Annotated in this window: 11 protein-coding genes, 1 tRNA gene and 1 pseudogene; 10 read left to right on the forward strand and 3 right to left on the reverse strand. The window is 71.0% G+C overall.

Annotation, left to right across the window (positions count from 1 at the left end; genetic code table 11):
- Positions 1-80 precede the first annotated feature (80 nt).
- The 7 genes and pseudogenes from OG607_RS19355 (at position 81) to OG607_RS19385 (ending at position 7648) form a co-directional block, all read left to right on the forward strand.
- Positions 81-1322 carry an ROK family protein gene (locus tag OG607_RS19355; protein WP_405724619.1) on the forward strand — a complete coding sequence of 414 codons (1242 nt, stop codon included), beginning with the start codon at positions 81-83 and terminating at the stop codon, positions 1320-1322.
- A 364-nt stretch (positions 1323-1686) separates the two neighbouring features.
- A complete protein-coding gene (locus tag OG607_RS19360) occupies positions 1687-2760 on the forward strand; it encodes an ABC transporter substrate-binding protein (RefSeq protein WP_405724621.1) in 1074 nt (357 codons plus the stop codon).
- An 8-nt stretch (positions 2761-2768) separates the two neighbouring features.
- The gene (locus tag OG607_RS19365; RefSeq protein WP_405724623.1) at positions 2769-3620 is read left to right on the forward strand and encodes an ABC transporter permease; all 852 of its coding nucleotides are present in this window, start codon (positions 2769-2771) and stop codon (positions 3618-3620) included.
- Entirely contained in the window at positions 3596-4294 is a 699-nt protein-coding gene (locus tag OG607_RS19370) for an ABC transporter ATP-binding protein (RefSeq protein ID WP_405724625.1), read from the forward strand. Before OG607_RS19365 ends, OG607_RS19370 begins: the two co-directional genes overlap by 25 nt.
- Positions 4295-4513: 219 nt before the next feature.
- The gene (locus tag OG607_RS19375; protein ID WP_405724627.1) at positions 4514-5872 is read left to right on the forward strand and encodes an LLM class flavin-dependent oxidoreductase; all 1359 of its coding nucleotides are present in this window, start codon (positions 4514-4516) and stop codon (positions 5870-5872) included.
- Positions 5873-5899: 27 nt separating this feature from the next.
- Positions 5900-6775 (forward strand): annotated as a pseudogene (locus tag OG607_RS19380) (TauD/TfdA dioxygenase family protein); the annotation flags it as partial.
- A gap of 108 nt (positions 6776-6883) precedes the next feature.
- Complete coding sequence (locus OG607_RS19385; protein WP_405724629.1) at positions 6884-7648, forward strand: hypothetical protein; 765 nt, start codon at positions 6884-6886, stop codon at positions 7646-7648.
- 46 nt (positions 7649-7694) lie between these two features.
- Here OG607_RS19385 and OG607_RS19390 read toward each other — a convergent pair whose 3' ends face one another.
- Both OG607_RS19390 and OG607_RS19395 read right to left on the reverse strand, forming a co-directional pair.
- Entirely contained in the window at positions 7695-8852 is a 1158-nt protein-coding gene (locus tag OG607_RS19390) for an MFS transporter (protein ID WP_405736904.1), read from the reverse strand.
- Positions 8853-8930: 78 nt separating this feature from the next.
- Positions 8931-9004: transfer RNA gene (locus OG607_RS19395), tRNA-Thr, on the reverse strand.
- A 214-nt stretch (positions 9005-9218) separates the two neighbouring features.
- On the opposite strand from OG607_RS19395, the gene OG607_RS19400 reads away from it, so the two are divergent.
- The 3 genes from OG607_RS19400 to OG607_RS19410 all read left to right on the forward strand — a co-directional run bounded on the left by OG607_RS19400 (position 9219) and on the right by OG607_RS19410 (position 11718).
- Positions 9219-10340, forward strand: coding sequence for an ABC transporter ATP-binding protein (locus tag OG607_RS19400; protein WP_405724631.1), 1122 nt, complete (start codon positions 9219-9221; stop codon positions 10338-10340).
- 205 nt (positions 10341-10545) lie between these two features.
- Positions 10546-10956 (forward strand): hypothetical protein, encoded by a 411-nt coding sequence (locus OG607_RS19405; RefSeq protein WP_329314194.1) that lies wholly within the window; start codon positions 10546-10548, stop codon positions 10954-10956.
- A 33-nt stretch (positions 10957-10989) separates the two neighbouring features.
- Positions 10990-11718 carry an NDP-sugar synthase gene (locus OG607_RS19410; RefSeq protein WP_405724633.1) on the forward strand — a complete coding sequence of 243 codons (729 nt, stop codon included), beginning with the start codon at positions 10990-10992 and terminating at the stop codon, positions 11716-11718.
- 82 nt (positions 11719-11800) lie between these two features.
- Here OG607_RS19410 and OG607_RS19415 read toward each other — a convergent pair whose 3' ends face one another.
- Positions 11801-13387, reverse strand: a complete 1587-nt coding sequence (locus OG607_RS19415; protein WP_405724635.1) for a DoxX family protein — start codon at positions 13385-13387, stop codon at positions 11801-11803.
- Positions 13388-13404: the final 17 nt, after the last annotated feature.

Below are 13404 nucleotides of genomic sequence, written 5' to 3' on the forward strand. Positions count from 1 at the left end.
ACCTGCTGCGCCAGAGCACGGCCACCTGTCGCCCGGAGTGAGGCACCGTAACCGGCCCCGCTCACGAGGAAGACCCTGCCATGCACCCCAGCCCCAGTGGAAAGCAGCTCGAACGCGTCGCAGACGGCGCGCGCCGCCGGACCAGCGCCAGCGCGGTGATGCGCACCGTCCTGGAGGACGGACCGGTCGCCCGCAGCAGCATCGCCCGGCGCACCGGCCTGTCCCCGGCGTCCGTCACCGGGCACTGCGCACAGCTCGCCCGGCTGGGCCTCCTGCGGGAGGCGCCGGAGGCCCTGCGCACGAACGGGGTGGGCCGCCCCCACATCCCGGTCGACCTCGACGACTCCCGCTTTCTGGCCGGGGGCGTGCACGTGGCCGTGCCGTACACCACCGTCGCCCTGCTGGGCCTGCGCGGCCAGGTCGTCGCGCAGCGGCGCCTGACGCACCACGCCGGCACCGACGGCACCGAGCCCGGCCGGATACTCGCCAACGCCGCCGAAGGCCTCGGCGCCCTGCTGGCCGCGCGGGATCCCGGTACCGCTCTGCTCGGCGTCGGCCTGGCCACCGGCGGCTGGGTCGACCGCGCTCAGGGCACCGTCGTCGAGCACCCGATGCTCGGCTGGCGCGATGTGGCCGCCTCGGACCGGCTGGGCGGGCTCACCGGCCTCCCGGTCCATGTGGACGCCCATTCACGGGCTCTGGCCAACGGCGAACGGCTCTTCGGGATCACCCGCGGCGACCGGAGCTCGCTGCACCTGTTCATCGGAAACGTCGTGGACGCCGCCTTCGCCACCGGCGACGGCGTGCACCACGGGCCCCGGTCGCAGGCGGGCGCGATCGCCCATCTGCCGGTGGAGCGCGGCACGGTGGCCTGCCCCTGCGGCCGGACCGGGTGCCTGCAGGCCGAGGTGTCCGAGCAGACCCTGTGCAGGCGGGCGTACGAAGCGGGCATCATCCCGGCCCCGTCGGATCCGCTGCTGGTCCTCGCGGCCGCCGAAGAGGGCGACCGACGCGCGGTCCGGCTCCTGCTGGAGCGCGCCCGGCTGGTCGGCCGGGCGGCGGCCCTGCTGCTGGACGTGCTGAACCCGGACACGGTCGTCATCACCGAGCTCGGCGTCATCCACCGGCAGGACTGCCTGGCCGCGCTGCGGGAGGAGGTCGCGGCCCGTACGTCGGCGGTTGTCGACGTCGAGCGGACGGTGGTCCCGACCAGCTTCCCGGCGGACGAGATACTCGCCGTGGCCGGCGGCTCGGTGGCCCTCGACGTGCTGTACCGGGACCCGCTCGGCGTGCTGGAATCCATGACCGGAGATTCCCATTAATTCAGAAAGTTGGAATGTTGACAGGCAATGCGGACTGACGGGAACATCTTTCCCATGAGCGCGCAGCCTTTCTCCCTGGCCGCCCGGACACGGAAGATCCGTGCCCGGCGCGTCGCGCTGACCAGGTGCCGTGTCATCGACCTGATGCGGGTCGGACGCACCCTCTGTAGCTGACACGCTGTAGCTGACGCCGCCCGGCCCCCGGTCTCCGGCCGCAGTCGGCCCTGCCTTCCACCTTGGCGATCAGCCACTTTCCCACGCCTTCTTCACGCGCCGCCGCATTAATTTTCCCTTTCGCGCGACAGGCGCTTTCTCGGCATGCCCGAATGTCATTCCCCGCATCCCGGAAACGGAGTATTCCCTCATGCCCGGTCCCCATTCCGCTGCCCTCGGACCCGCCCTCGACCGGCGAATGTTCACCCGCTCCCTGCTCGGTACGGCGGCGGCCCTCGGCCTCGGCGCGTGCTCCACCGCCACCGCCGCCGGACCCGCTCTGTCCTCGTCCGCCGCGCTGCCCACCGCCGTCCCCGCCGGCACCAAGCTCAGCATCGCCTCGTACCTGGGCATCCAGCAGCTCCAGTTCAAGCTCGGCGGGCTGGAAAAGTTCCCCTTCACCGTCTCCAACTGGGTGAACATCGGCGCCGGGCCCGATGTCATCAACGCCTTCCGCGCCAAGTCCCTGGACGTCGCCAACAACGCGGGCATCCCACCGATCCAGGCCCACTACCAGGGCTACGACGCGAAGATCGTCGCGATCAACATCACCCGCAAGCCCAACTACCTCTTCGCCACCAAGCCGGGCAGCGACATCAAGGACGTCCAGGGCTTCAAGGGCAAGAAGCTGGCCTTCTCGCAGGGCCAGGCCCAGGGCGTGGTCCTGCTGCGCGCCCTCAAGCAGGCCGGCATCGCGTACTCCGACGTGAAGCTCGTGCCGCTGACCAGCAACCAGTTCTTCACCGCCCTCCAGTCCGGCCAGGTGGACATCGCACCGCTGGCCAACTCGCAGGCACCGGCCTACCTCAAGCAGTACGAGGCCAAGGGCGCCCACGCCATCACCACCGACGTCGTGGACCTGCTCAACCTGCTGTGGGCCCCGGCCTCCGTGCTGGCCGACTCCGCGAAGGCCGCCGCGGTGGCGGCGTACATCCCGGCCTGGGCCAAGGGCCAGGTGTGGGCGTACGAGAACCCCGACGCGTGGAACGAGGAGTTCTACGTCAAGACCCAGAACCTCACCCTCGCCCAGGCAAAGGGGATCACCGCGCTCGCCAACAAGCCGCTGTTCCCGCCCAGTTGGGACGAGGCGATCACCTGGGAGCAGGAGACCGCCGACCTGCTCGCCGAGGGCGGCTTCGTCAAGTCCTTCAAGGTCGCATCCCTCTTCGACCGGCGCTTCGAGGGCATCGCCGCCAAGGCCGTCCCCGCCGGATACCGGAGCTGAGGGCAGCCATGACCGACCTCATCGCCGCGAGCGCCGCGCCCATCACCCGGGCGGCCGAAGCCCGCCGCCCCGCCCGCCGCCCCGGCCGCAGGCTCGCCCCCGGCAAGCGCCTGCCCGCCTCCCGCCTCATCGGCCCCGCCCTCGTGGTGGCCCTCTGGGCGATCGCCTCCGCCACCGGCAGCCTCGACCCCGGATTCATCCCGGCCCCGTGGACCGTCCTGCGCACCGGCGTCCACCTGTGGACCGACGGCACCCTGCGCACCGACGTCCTCACCTCGCTGCAACGCGCCGCGCTCGGCTTCGCCCTCGGCCTCACCGGCGGAGTGGTGCTGGCCCTGCTGTCCGGGCTCAGCCGCACCGGCGAGGCCCTCATCGACGGCACCGTCCAGCTCAACCGCGCGGTGCCCACCCTCGGGCTGATCCCGCTGTTCATCCTCTGGCTCGGCATCGGCGAGACCTTCAAGGTCGCGATCATCGCCATCGTCGTGTACATCCCGATCTACCTCAACCTGCACTCCGCCCTCTCCGGCATCGACAACCGCTTCGTCGAACTCGCCGAGGTGCTGAGGCTCAGCCGCCCGCAGTTCATCCGGCGGATCGTCATCCCCGGCGCCCTGCCCGGCTTCTTCGTCGGCCTGCGCCTCGGCGTCACCGGCTCCTGGCTCTCCCTGGTCGTCCTGGAGCAGATCAACGCGACCAGCGGCCTCGGCTACCTGATGTTCCAGGCCCAGAACTACGGCCAGACCGACGTGATCATCCTCGGCCTGGCCATCTACGGAGTCTTCGGCCTGGTCTCCGACACCGCCGTCCGCCTCATCGAGCGAAGGGTCCTGTCATGGCGACGCACGTTGAGCAACTGACCCGCTCCTTCGGCCCCCGTACCGTCCTGCACGACATCGACCTCCACATCCCCGACGGGCAGTTCACCGCCCTCCTCGGCCACAGCGGCTCCGGCAAGAGCACCCTGCTGCGCGCCATCGCCGGCCTCGACCACGAGGTCACCGGCAGCGGCTCGCTGGAAGCCCCCGAGCGGGTCTCGGTCGTCTTCCAGGACTCCCGCCTCCTCCCCTGGCTCCGCGTCCTGGACAACGTGATCCTCGGCGCCCCCGGCCCCGACGCCCTCGAACGCGGCCGCGCCGCCCTCGCCGAGGTCGGCCTCGCCGGCCGCGAAAAGGCCTGGCCCACCCAGCTCTCCGGCGGCGAGGCCCAGCGCGCCGCCCTGGCCCGCTCCCTGGTCTGGAAGCCCGAACTCCTCCTCGCCGACGAGCCGTTCGGCGCGCTCGACGCGCTCACCCGGATCAAGATGCACGCCCTCACCCGCGAGCTCTGGGAGCGCCACCGGCCATCCGTACTCCTGGTCACCCACGACGTCGACGAGGCGATCGTGCTCGCCGACCGCGTCCTCGTCCTCGACAACGGCCGCATCGGCCTCGACCTGACCGTCGACATCCCCCACCCCCGTTCCTACCGCGACCCGCGCCTCGGCGAATACCGCGAACGGCTGCTTGCCGCGCTCGGCGTCGTCGAGGTCTAGGGGGTGTCTGGCGGATCTCCGTGGCGTCGCGTGCCCTGGCACCAGCGCTCGCCGCGTTGTCGTCGGTCCACAACGTCCCCCAGCTAGACGCTGGGAGGTGCCCCCACCGCGTTGCCTCCCTCCTCCGCCTTGCGATCACAGGCACCAGACCCCGCTCCTTCCCCACGGAAATCCGCCAGACACCCCCTACCCCGCGAACCCCCAGGGAGCAGCAGCATCGTGACCCGCCAACCCCGCCAACTCCACCTCAACGCCTTCCTCATGAGCACCGGCCACCACGAGGCCTCCTGGCGCCTCCCTGAGAGCGACCCCCACGCCGGAGCCGACCTCGCCCACTACCGCGACCTGGCCCGCATCGCCGAGCGCGGCACCTTCGACTCCCTCTTCCTCGCCGACGGCCCCGTCCTCTTCAACAACGTCGGCCAGCGCCCCTCCGGCGTACTCGAACCGATCACCCTGCTCACCGCGCTGGCCGCCGCGACCGACCACATCGGCCTGATCGCCACCGCCTCCACCTCCTACAACAGCCCCTACAACCTGGCCCGCCGCTTCGCCTCCCTGGACCACATCAGCGGCGGCCGGGCCGGCTGGAACATCGTCACCACCGCCGGCGCCGAGGCCGCCCGCAACTTCGGCCTCGACAGCGAGCCCGCCCACGCCACCCGCTACGAGCGCGCCGCCGAGTTCCTCGACGTGTCCCTCAAGCTCTGGGACAGCTGGGAGGACGACCTCGTCGTCGCCGACAAGACCTCCGGCGTCTGGGGCGACGCCGCCAAGGTCCACCCGCCCCGGCACCGCGGCCGCTACTTCCAGGTCGAGGGCGCCCTCAACGTCCCCCGCTCCCCCCAGGGCTACCCGCTGCTGGTCCAGGCGGGCTCCTCCGAGGACGGCAAGCACTTCGCCGCCCGCTACGCCGAGGCCGTCTTCACCGCCCAGCAGACCCTCGCCGACGCCCAGTCCTTCTACGCCGACCTCAAATCCCGTACGAGCGCGGCGGGCCGCGACCCCGACCACATCAAGATCCTCCCCGGCATCGTCCCCGTCCTCGGCGACACCGAGGCCGAGGCCCGCCGCCGCGAGGCCGAACTGGAAGAGCACATCGTCCCCGAACACGGCCTTCGCCAGCTCGCCAAGCTGATGAGCATCGACCCCGGCCTTCTCGACCTGGACTCCCGGCTCCCCGACGACCTGCCTCCCGAGGCCGAGATCCAGGGCGCCAAGAGCCGCTACACCCTCATCGTCGAACTCGCCCGCCGCGACGACCTCACCGTCCGCCAGCTCATCGGACGCCTCGGCGGCGGCCGCGGCCACCTCACCTTCGCCGGCACCCCCGAGCAGGTCGCCGAAGCCATCCAGGACTGGTTCACCCACGGCGCCGCCGACGGCTTCAACATCATGCCCGCCGTCCTGCCCTCCGGCCTGGCCCTCTTCGTCGACCAGGTCGTCCCGATCCTGCGCTCCCGCGGCCTCTTCCGTACGGAGTACGTCCCCGGCCAGACCCTCCGCGACCGCTACGGCCTGCCGCGCCCCGAGAACCAGTACGTCAACGCACCCGAACTCGCCCTAGCCGCACACTGAAAGGACCCGTCATGGCCATCGACACCCCGCAAGGTCACCGCCAACATCGGCGCCCAGGTCTCCGGCGTGGACATCAGCAAGCCGCTCGACGACGAGACCGTCACCGCCCTGCGCGCCGCCCTCAACGAACACAAGGCCCTGGTCTTCGACAACGTCGACCTGGACGACGAGGGCCAGCAGGACTTCGCCCGCCACTTCGGCCCCCTCACCACCGCGCACCCCACCGTCCCCGCCGTCGACGGCGCCCCCAACGTCCTCCCCGTCGACAGCGAGCGCGGCCGCGCCAACCACTGGCACACCGACGTCACCTTTGTCCTCAACCCCCCGCAGGCCAGCACCCTGCGCAGCATCGTCGTCCCGCCCTACGGCGGCGAGACCCTCATCGCCAACTCCGCCGCCGCCTACCGCGACCTCCCCGAGCCGCTCCGCAACCTCGCCGACACCCTCTGGGCCGTCCACACCAACGACTACGACTACGCCGTCCCCGAGGAGAGCCTCGACGAGGCCCAGGCGGAACAGCGCGCCCAGTTCACCTCCATCACCTACCAGACCGCCCACCCCGTAGTCCGCGTCCACCCCCTCACCGGCGAGCGCGGCCTCTTCATCGGCGGCTTCGCCCAGCGCATCGTCGGCCTCTCCACCGCCGAGTCCCGCAAGATCCTCGACCTCCTCCAGAGCTACGTCACCCGCCCCGAGAACATCCTGCGCTGGCGCTGGTCCCCCAACCAGCTCGTCCTCTTCGACAACCGCATCACCCAGCACTACGCCATCGACAACTACGACGACCGCCCCCGCCGCCTGAACCGCGTGACCGTGGCCGGTGACGTGCCGGCCGGCATCGACGGCAAGCAGAGCCACTCGATCACCGGTGACGCCTCGCACTACACGACGGTCGCGGCGTAGTGCGGTGTCCTCGATCGCCGGACGGGCCGGCCTAGGCCCGTCCGGCGATTGAGGACAAGTGCCGTGCCACACCTGCTGATTGAGAACTTGTCGGATTATCCTCAAAGGATGACGGATCCGACGCAATCCGGCCCGTACGGCGGCCAGCCCGCCCCTCCGGCCCAGCCGCCCGCGCCCACGCCCGGCTGGCCAACGCCTCCTCCTCAACAGGGAGTCAGCCCATACGCAACGGCGCCGGCCGTCGGCTACGGCAGACCGCCCGCCCCACCGAAAGACCCGGCAGCGGTCCTTGAGCGGGTCTCCGGCGGAGTTCTGATCCTCGCCGCCCTCCTCGCCATCGGCGGCTCGTTCGCCGTGCTCGACAAGTCGGTGGCGACCGTCTCGGGCGGCGACTCAGTGGTCTACACCACCGTCGCCAAGGCATGGTCCTACTCCACGACGAACCTAGGAGAGCCGTCGCAGTCGGTCACCCAGCTCTACGGGGTCCCGCTCCTCATCGGCGGCCTCTTCGCCATCGCCACAGCCGTACTCCTCCTCGCCGGCGTCAGCCGCCGCCTCCCCCTGACCCGGGTACTCGGCGTGGCGGGCTCGGTACTGCTGTTCGGCACGACGTTCACGGTGGCGACCTCCGGGGTCAACGACACCATGTGGGACACGGACGGCCGCTCCACCACCCTCGGCCCTGGCTTCTACCTGATAGCCCTCGCCTGCCTGCTCGCCCTCGCCGCGACCGTAGTGACCCTCCTGGGCACCCGGCGCCCTGCCGCCGCCCCCCTGGCCGCGCACCCCGCACCCCAGCCCCCAGCACCCTGGCCGACCACCCCCCAGCAGTACCCGGCACAGCCCCAGCCCCAGCCCCCGTACACAGCCTGACGAGCCCGCCTCCCGCCGGATGACGGCGGGAGGCGTCCTCGGAGGTTCAGCCGCCGGCCTGCCGTGCGGCGATGACCATGACGACGACGGAGGTCAGGACGATACCGGCGCCGACGTAGAGCGGCGCGGTATAGCCGAGGCCCGCCGTGATGGCCAGGCCCCCGAGCCAAGCGCCGAGGGCGTTGCCGATGTTGGACGCGGACACGTTGGCGCTGGCCGCCAGGGCCGCCCCGTGGGCGTAGTCCGTGACGCGAGTGATCATGCCCGGGACGCCGGCGAATCCGAACACCCCCATCAGGAACACCAGTATCACCGACGCCGTGGCGCTGCCGGCCAGCAGACCGAACACGGCCAGCGTGATGGCGAGTCCGAGCAGAGCGAAAACCAGGGTACGGTCACGGTCTCGGTCGGCGGCCCGCCCGCCGACCAGGTTCCCGACGACCAGGCCGACGCCGTACACCATCAGCAACCAGGCCACATCCGTGTCGGGAAAGCCGCCGACCTCGGTGAACGTGTAGGCGATATAGCTGAACGCACCGAACATCCCGCCATAGCCGAGCGCGGTGGCCGTCAGAGTCAGCCAGACCTGCCAGGACCGGAACGCCCTGAACTGGGCCCGCAACCCCCCGGGTTGTACCGCGTCCGAACGGCCCGTCGCCGTCGAGCCGGGGACCAGGGCGACAATTCCCGCCAGCGCGAGCACGCCGATTCCGGTGACCGCCCAGAAGGCCGCCCGCCAGCCCCAGCGTTCACCGACCAGCGCCCCGAACGGCACGCCCAGCACATTCGCCAGCGTCAGCCCGCCGAACATCACCGCCACCGCGCGGGACTTCTTCTCCGGCGCGACCAGGCTGCGAGCCACCAGCGAGCCGATACCGAAGAACGAACCGTGGCACAACGCCGCGACGATCCGCCCGAGCAACATCACCCCGTAGCCCGGCGCGACCGCGGACAACAGGTTGCCGATGACGAACAACCCCACCAGACCGACCAGGACCTCCTTGCGCGGCAGCCGCGCCGTCGCCGCGGTCAGCACGATCGCACCGACCGCGACACTCAACGCGTACCCGGAGATCAGCCGGCCCGCCGCCGCCTCGGACACCGCGAAACTCGACGCCACCTGCGGCAGCAGCCCGGCGATCAGGAACTCGGTCAGCCCGATGCCGAACCCGCCGATCGCCAGCGCTATGAGTCCAACCGGCATCCGCCGCTCTCCGATCACGCGCGACGTCAGAAGCCCCGGACCGATCATGGTCCGGGGCATTCGGCTGCTCACGGGAAGAGCCGCCTGTCGGATTCGAACCGACGACCCTCGCTTTACAAGAGCGACGCTCTGGCCAACTGAGCTAAGGCGGCATGGCCGGCCGCCCACGTACATGGGCGGCCGCCAGGAAGCAGTGTACCCAGCACGTAGACCAACACAGGCCGAAAATTCGTCGCCCCTCCGCTACTGACAAGAAGCCTCCTGGCCAGGTAGCGTCACGTGGAGTTCACATTAGTCGTGGACTAGACCTCATTCCTTTACTCGGATCGTCCGGCACGTTCCTGCCGGTGAAGGGACAGCAAAGCTATGGCTACTGTCACGTTCGACAAGGCGACCCGGATCTACCCGGGCACCGAGAAGCCCGCCGTGGACGGCCTGGACATCGAAGTCGGTGACGGCGAGTTCCTCGTCCTCGTCGGCCCGTCCGGCTGCGGCAAGTCGACCTCCCTGCGCATGCTCGCGGGTCTGGAGGACGTCAACGGGGGCGCCATTCGCATCGGCGACCGCGATGTGACGCACCTGCCGCCGAAGGACCGGGACATCGCGATGGTGTTCCAGAACTACGCGCTGTACCCGCACATGACGGTCGCGGACAACATGGGCTTCGCGCTCAAGATCGCGGGCGTGAACAAGGCGGAGATCCGCAAGCGGGTCGAGGAAGCCGCGAAGATCCTGGACCTCACGGACTACCTGGCCCGCAAGCCGAAGGCGCTCTCGGGTGGCCAGCGGCAGCGTGTGGCGATGGGCCGCGCGATCGTGCGTGAGCCGCAGGTGTTCCTGATGGACGAGCCGCTGTCGAACCTCGACGCGAAGCTGCGTGTGCAGACGCGTACGCAGATCGCCTCGCTGCAGCGCCGCCTCGGCGTCACGACGGTGTACGTCACGCACGACCAGGTCGAGGCCATGACGATGGGCGACCGGGTGGCGGTGCTCAAGGACGGTCTGCTGCAGCAGGTCGACACCCCGCGCCACATGTACGACAAGCCGGCCAACCTCTTCGTCGCGGGCTTCATCGGCTCCCCGGCGATGAACCTGGTCGAGGTGCCGATCGTGGACGGCGGCGCGAAGTTCGGCAACTCGATCGTGAGCGTGGACCGCGACGCGATCAAGGCGGCGTCGGACAAGGGTGACACGACGGTCACGGTCGGTGTCCGTCCGGAGCACTTCGACATCGTCAACGGCGAGGCGGCGTCCCTGGCCAAGGACGAGCCGGCGGGCATGGCGGTCACCGTGAACGTCGTCGAGGAGCTCGGCGCGGACGGCTTCGTCTACGGCACGGCCGAGGTCGCGGGCGGCGAGAAGAAGGATGTCGTCATCCGCGTCGGCGGCCGCGAGATCCCGGAGAAGGGCTCGGTGTTGCACGTGGTGCCGCGCGGCGGCGAGACCCACGTGTTCTCGACCACGACGGGCGAGCGCCTCACCGACTGATCCAGCGGATTCAGTTGTCCGTACGGCCCGGTTCTCCCTTGTGGAGGGCCGGGCCGTACGCGTTCATGGGGTATCGACAAATACCCGCACACATCGGCCTTTCGAGCATGTTCGTCAACCGGCCCTTAAGCGATCAAGGGGCATTTATCACTCGTCAGAGTGGCTAAATGTCGCCATATCATTACTCCTCGCTACCATCATGGCCGTGAACCAGGTAGCCAGCCGCATCGGCAAGACACTCGCCCTCGTACTCCCGGTCGTCCTCGTGCTCTCCGGGACCCTCGCCGTCACCCGCGTTCCGTGGGCGACCTCGGCCTCGGAGGCCCAGACCCTCACCGCCGCCCAGACCAAGGTGACGGACGCCCAGCGCTCCGCCCCGCAGGAGGTGCTGCGCCGTCGGCTGCTGACCGAACTCCAGGAGAAGAACCCCGGCGTCGCGCTCACCAGCCTCCAGCGCGAGATGGCCGAGCGGCCGTCCCTCGCCAAGTACTGCACCGGCCTCGCCCGGTCCCTCGGCCGCGCCGCGGTCGCCCGGTACGGCCAGCAGCGCGCCCAGGGATGGTCCCGCCCGGTGTGCGACACGTCGTTCGCCACCGGTATCGCCTCGGTCGGCTGACCCGGGAGCACGGGCTCACGTAGGGTGCGCTTCATGACAGGCGCGCTCTCCTCCGTCACCCAGGCCGTCCTCCTCGCAGGAGGGCAGGGTTCGCGACTGCGGCCCTACACCGACACCCGTCCCAAGCCGATGATCGAGATCCCGGGGACCGGGACACCGATCATCGGCCACCAACTCGCATGGCTGGCCGCCGAGGGCGTCACCGACGCCGTTGTCTCGTGCGGCCACCTTGCTGAGGTCCTCCAGGACTGGCTCGACGCGACCGAGCTCCCGCTCCGCGTCACCACGGTCGTCGAGTCCGAGCCCCTCGGGCGCGGCGGTGGCCTCAAGTACGCCGCGAAGTCGCTCCCCCGGCCGGACGAGCCCTGGTACGCCACGAACGGCGACATCTGGACGCGGTTCTCGCTGCGCGAGATGGCCGCGTTTCACTTCGAGCGGGCCGCCACGGCCACTCTCGCCCTGGCCCGGCCCCGGATCCCCTGGGGCGCCGTCGAGACCAATGAGCTCGGCCAGATCCTCGACTTCATCGAGGCCCCGCCCTCCCCGTTCCTGATCAACGCCGGTGTCTATGTCTTCGACCCCGAATTCACCGAGCTGCTCCCCGAGCGGGGCGACCACGAGCGTTCGACGTTCCCCCAGCTGGCCAGGGAACGGCGGCTGGCCGGCTTCCCGCTGCCCCAGGGGGCGTACTGGCGGGCCATCGACACGGCGAAGGACCTGACCGAGGCGGCGAAGGAGCTGGCCGCTCAGCGGCCCCTCTGAGCCGCGTAAGCGGACGGCAACGGAAAGCACCCCCGGCTGCGCGTAGCCGGGGGTGCTTTCCGATGTGAGGCCAGCTGTGCCGCTACGCCATCCCCGCCGGGCCGGAGGCGTGGTGCGCTCCCGGCGCACCCAGCAGCCACCCGGACGTGGAGCCGCTGCCCAGGAGGCCTCCGAGCGCGCCGCCGGAGTCGGAGGAGCCGCCGCCCGTGCCGGAGCCGCCGGTTGGGGCGGAGGAGGGGGCGCTGCTGCTCTGGGTGGGGCGGGGCTGGGCGGAGGGGACGGAGTGGGAAGGGCTGGTGCCCTGGCCGCCTGCGGTGCCGGACTGCTGGGTGGCGGCGGCCGGGGCGGACGAGGAGCGGGACGCCGAGGGCGACGCGGAGGCGGAGGGCGAGGCGCCGGCCGACCGGGAGGCGGAGGGCGAGCCGGAGGCCTTGCCGCGGGACTCGCCGGAGACCTCGGGGAGCGGTGAGCCGTCGAGGTTGTTGGTGGGTACGCCGCTCGGGCCGGGCACTTCGGAGTGCGTCGACGTGGACCGTACTGCCGCGCCCAGCGTGGAGCCGGCCACGAGGGTCAGGCCGACCAGTACGGTCGCCATCACCGTGCCGCGCCGCAGCACGCGCCGCCGCAGGTCCCAGAGCCGGGCCCGGGGGCCGAGGCGGCGCCAGGCCTCGCCGGCGAGGCGGCCGTCGGCCGAGTAGACGGGGGCGCCGGCGATGACGAGGGGGCTCCAGGCGGCGAGGTAGATGATGTCGGGCGCGTCGTAGGCGGGGACGGTCCGCCAGCTCACGGTCACCAGCAGGGCGATGGACAGCAGGGCGCCGATGGAGGCGGCGAACCGCTGCCAGAGCCCGAACACCGTCAGGACACCGGCGATGACCTGGAGGAAGGCGATGGTCAGGCCCGCGCCGACCGGGTGGTTCAGGGCGAGCTCGCGCAGGGGCTCGGCAGCGGCCCAGGGGTGGAGGGAGGCGAGCCAGGTGACCATGGAGCCGCGCTTGCCGCCGTCGAAGTAGACGGGGTCGCAGAGCTTGCCCATGCCCGCGTAGATCGAGATGAAGCCGAGGAAGATGCGCAGCGGGAGGAGCACCACGCCGAGGTTCATCCGGCGGCCCGGGTAGAAGGCGTGCCGTACGGGGTCGCTGACGCGCTCGCGGCGCGGGGGCTCGGGCTCGAAGCCCTCGTCGTCGTACCCACCGGGAGTGTCGTACCCGCCGGGACCGTCGTACCCGTCGTCATCGAAAGCGCCCTGCGCAGGACGCATTCCGCCGAGCATCTCCCCGGGCACCAGCCCGGAAGGCGGCTTGCGCGGGCCCGCGACCGTCGGCTGCGCCTGCGCGTCGATGCGCGGCAGGACCTGCGTCGTCCCGCCCGCGCCATCCGCGCCGCGTACGGCGGCGTGCAGCATCTGCGTGGCCGCGCCGTCGCGTGTGTCGGACCGGCCCGCCCACACGACCGGCGCGCGCCGCGCCGCCGCGGAGGGGCGTACGGCACTGGGCACGATCGGGACGCGCTGGTTGCGGTTCAGCGCGCGGGAGGACGACGCGCCGAGCTGCACGCGGAAGCTCGCGTGGCTGACGACGACCTGCGCCGGGTCGGAGGGGACTTTGACCATGCTGAGCACGGGCTCGTCCGCCGAAGGAGTGCGGGCTGTTCTGGTGTCCACGCTCATCTAACCGAGTGACACCC

Origin of the sequence: Streptomyces sp. NBC_01537 (genome assembly GCF_045040445.1) — a bacterium.
Classification (GTDB): Bacteria; Actinomycetota; Actinomycetes; order Streptomycetales; family Streptomycetaceae; genus Actinacidiphila.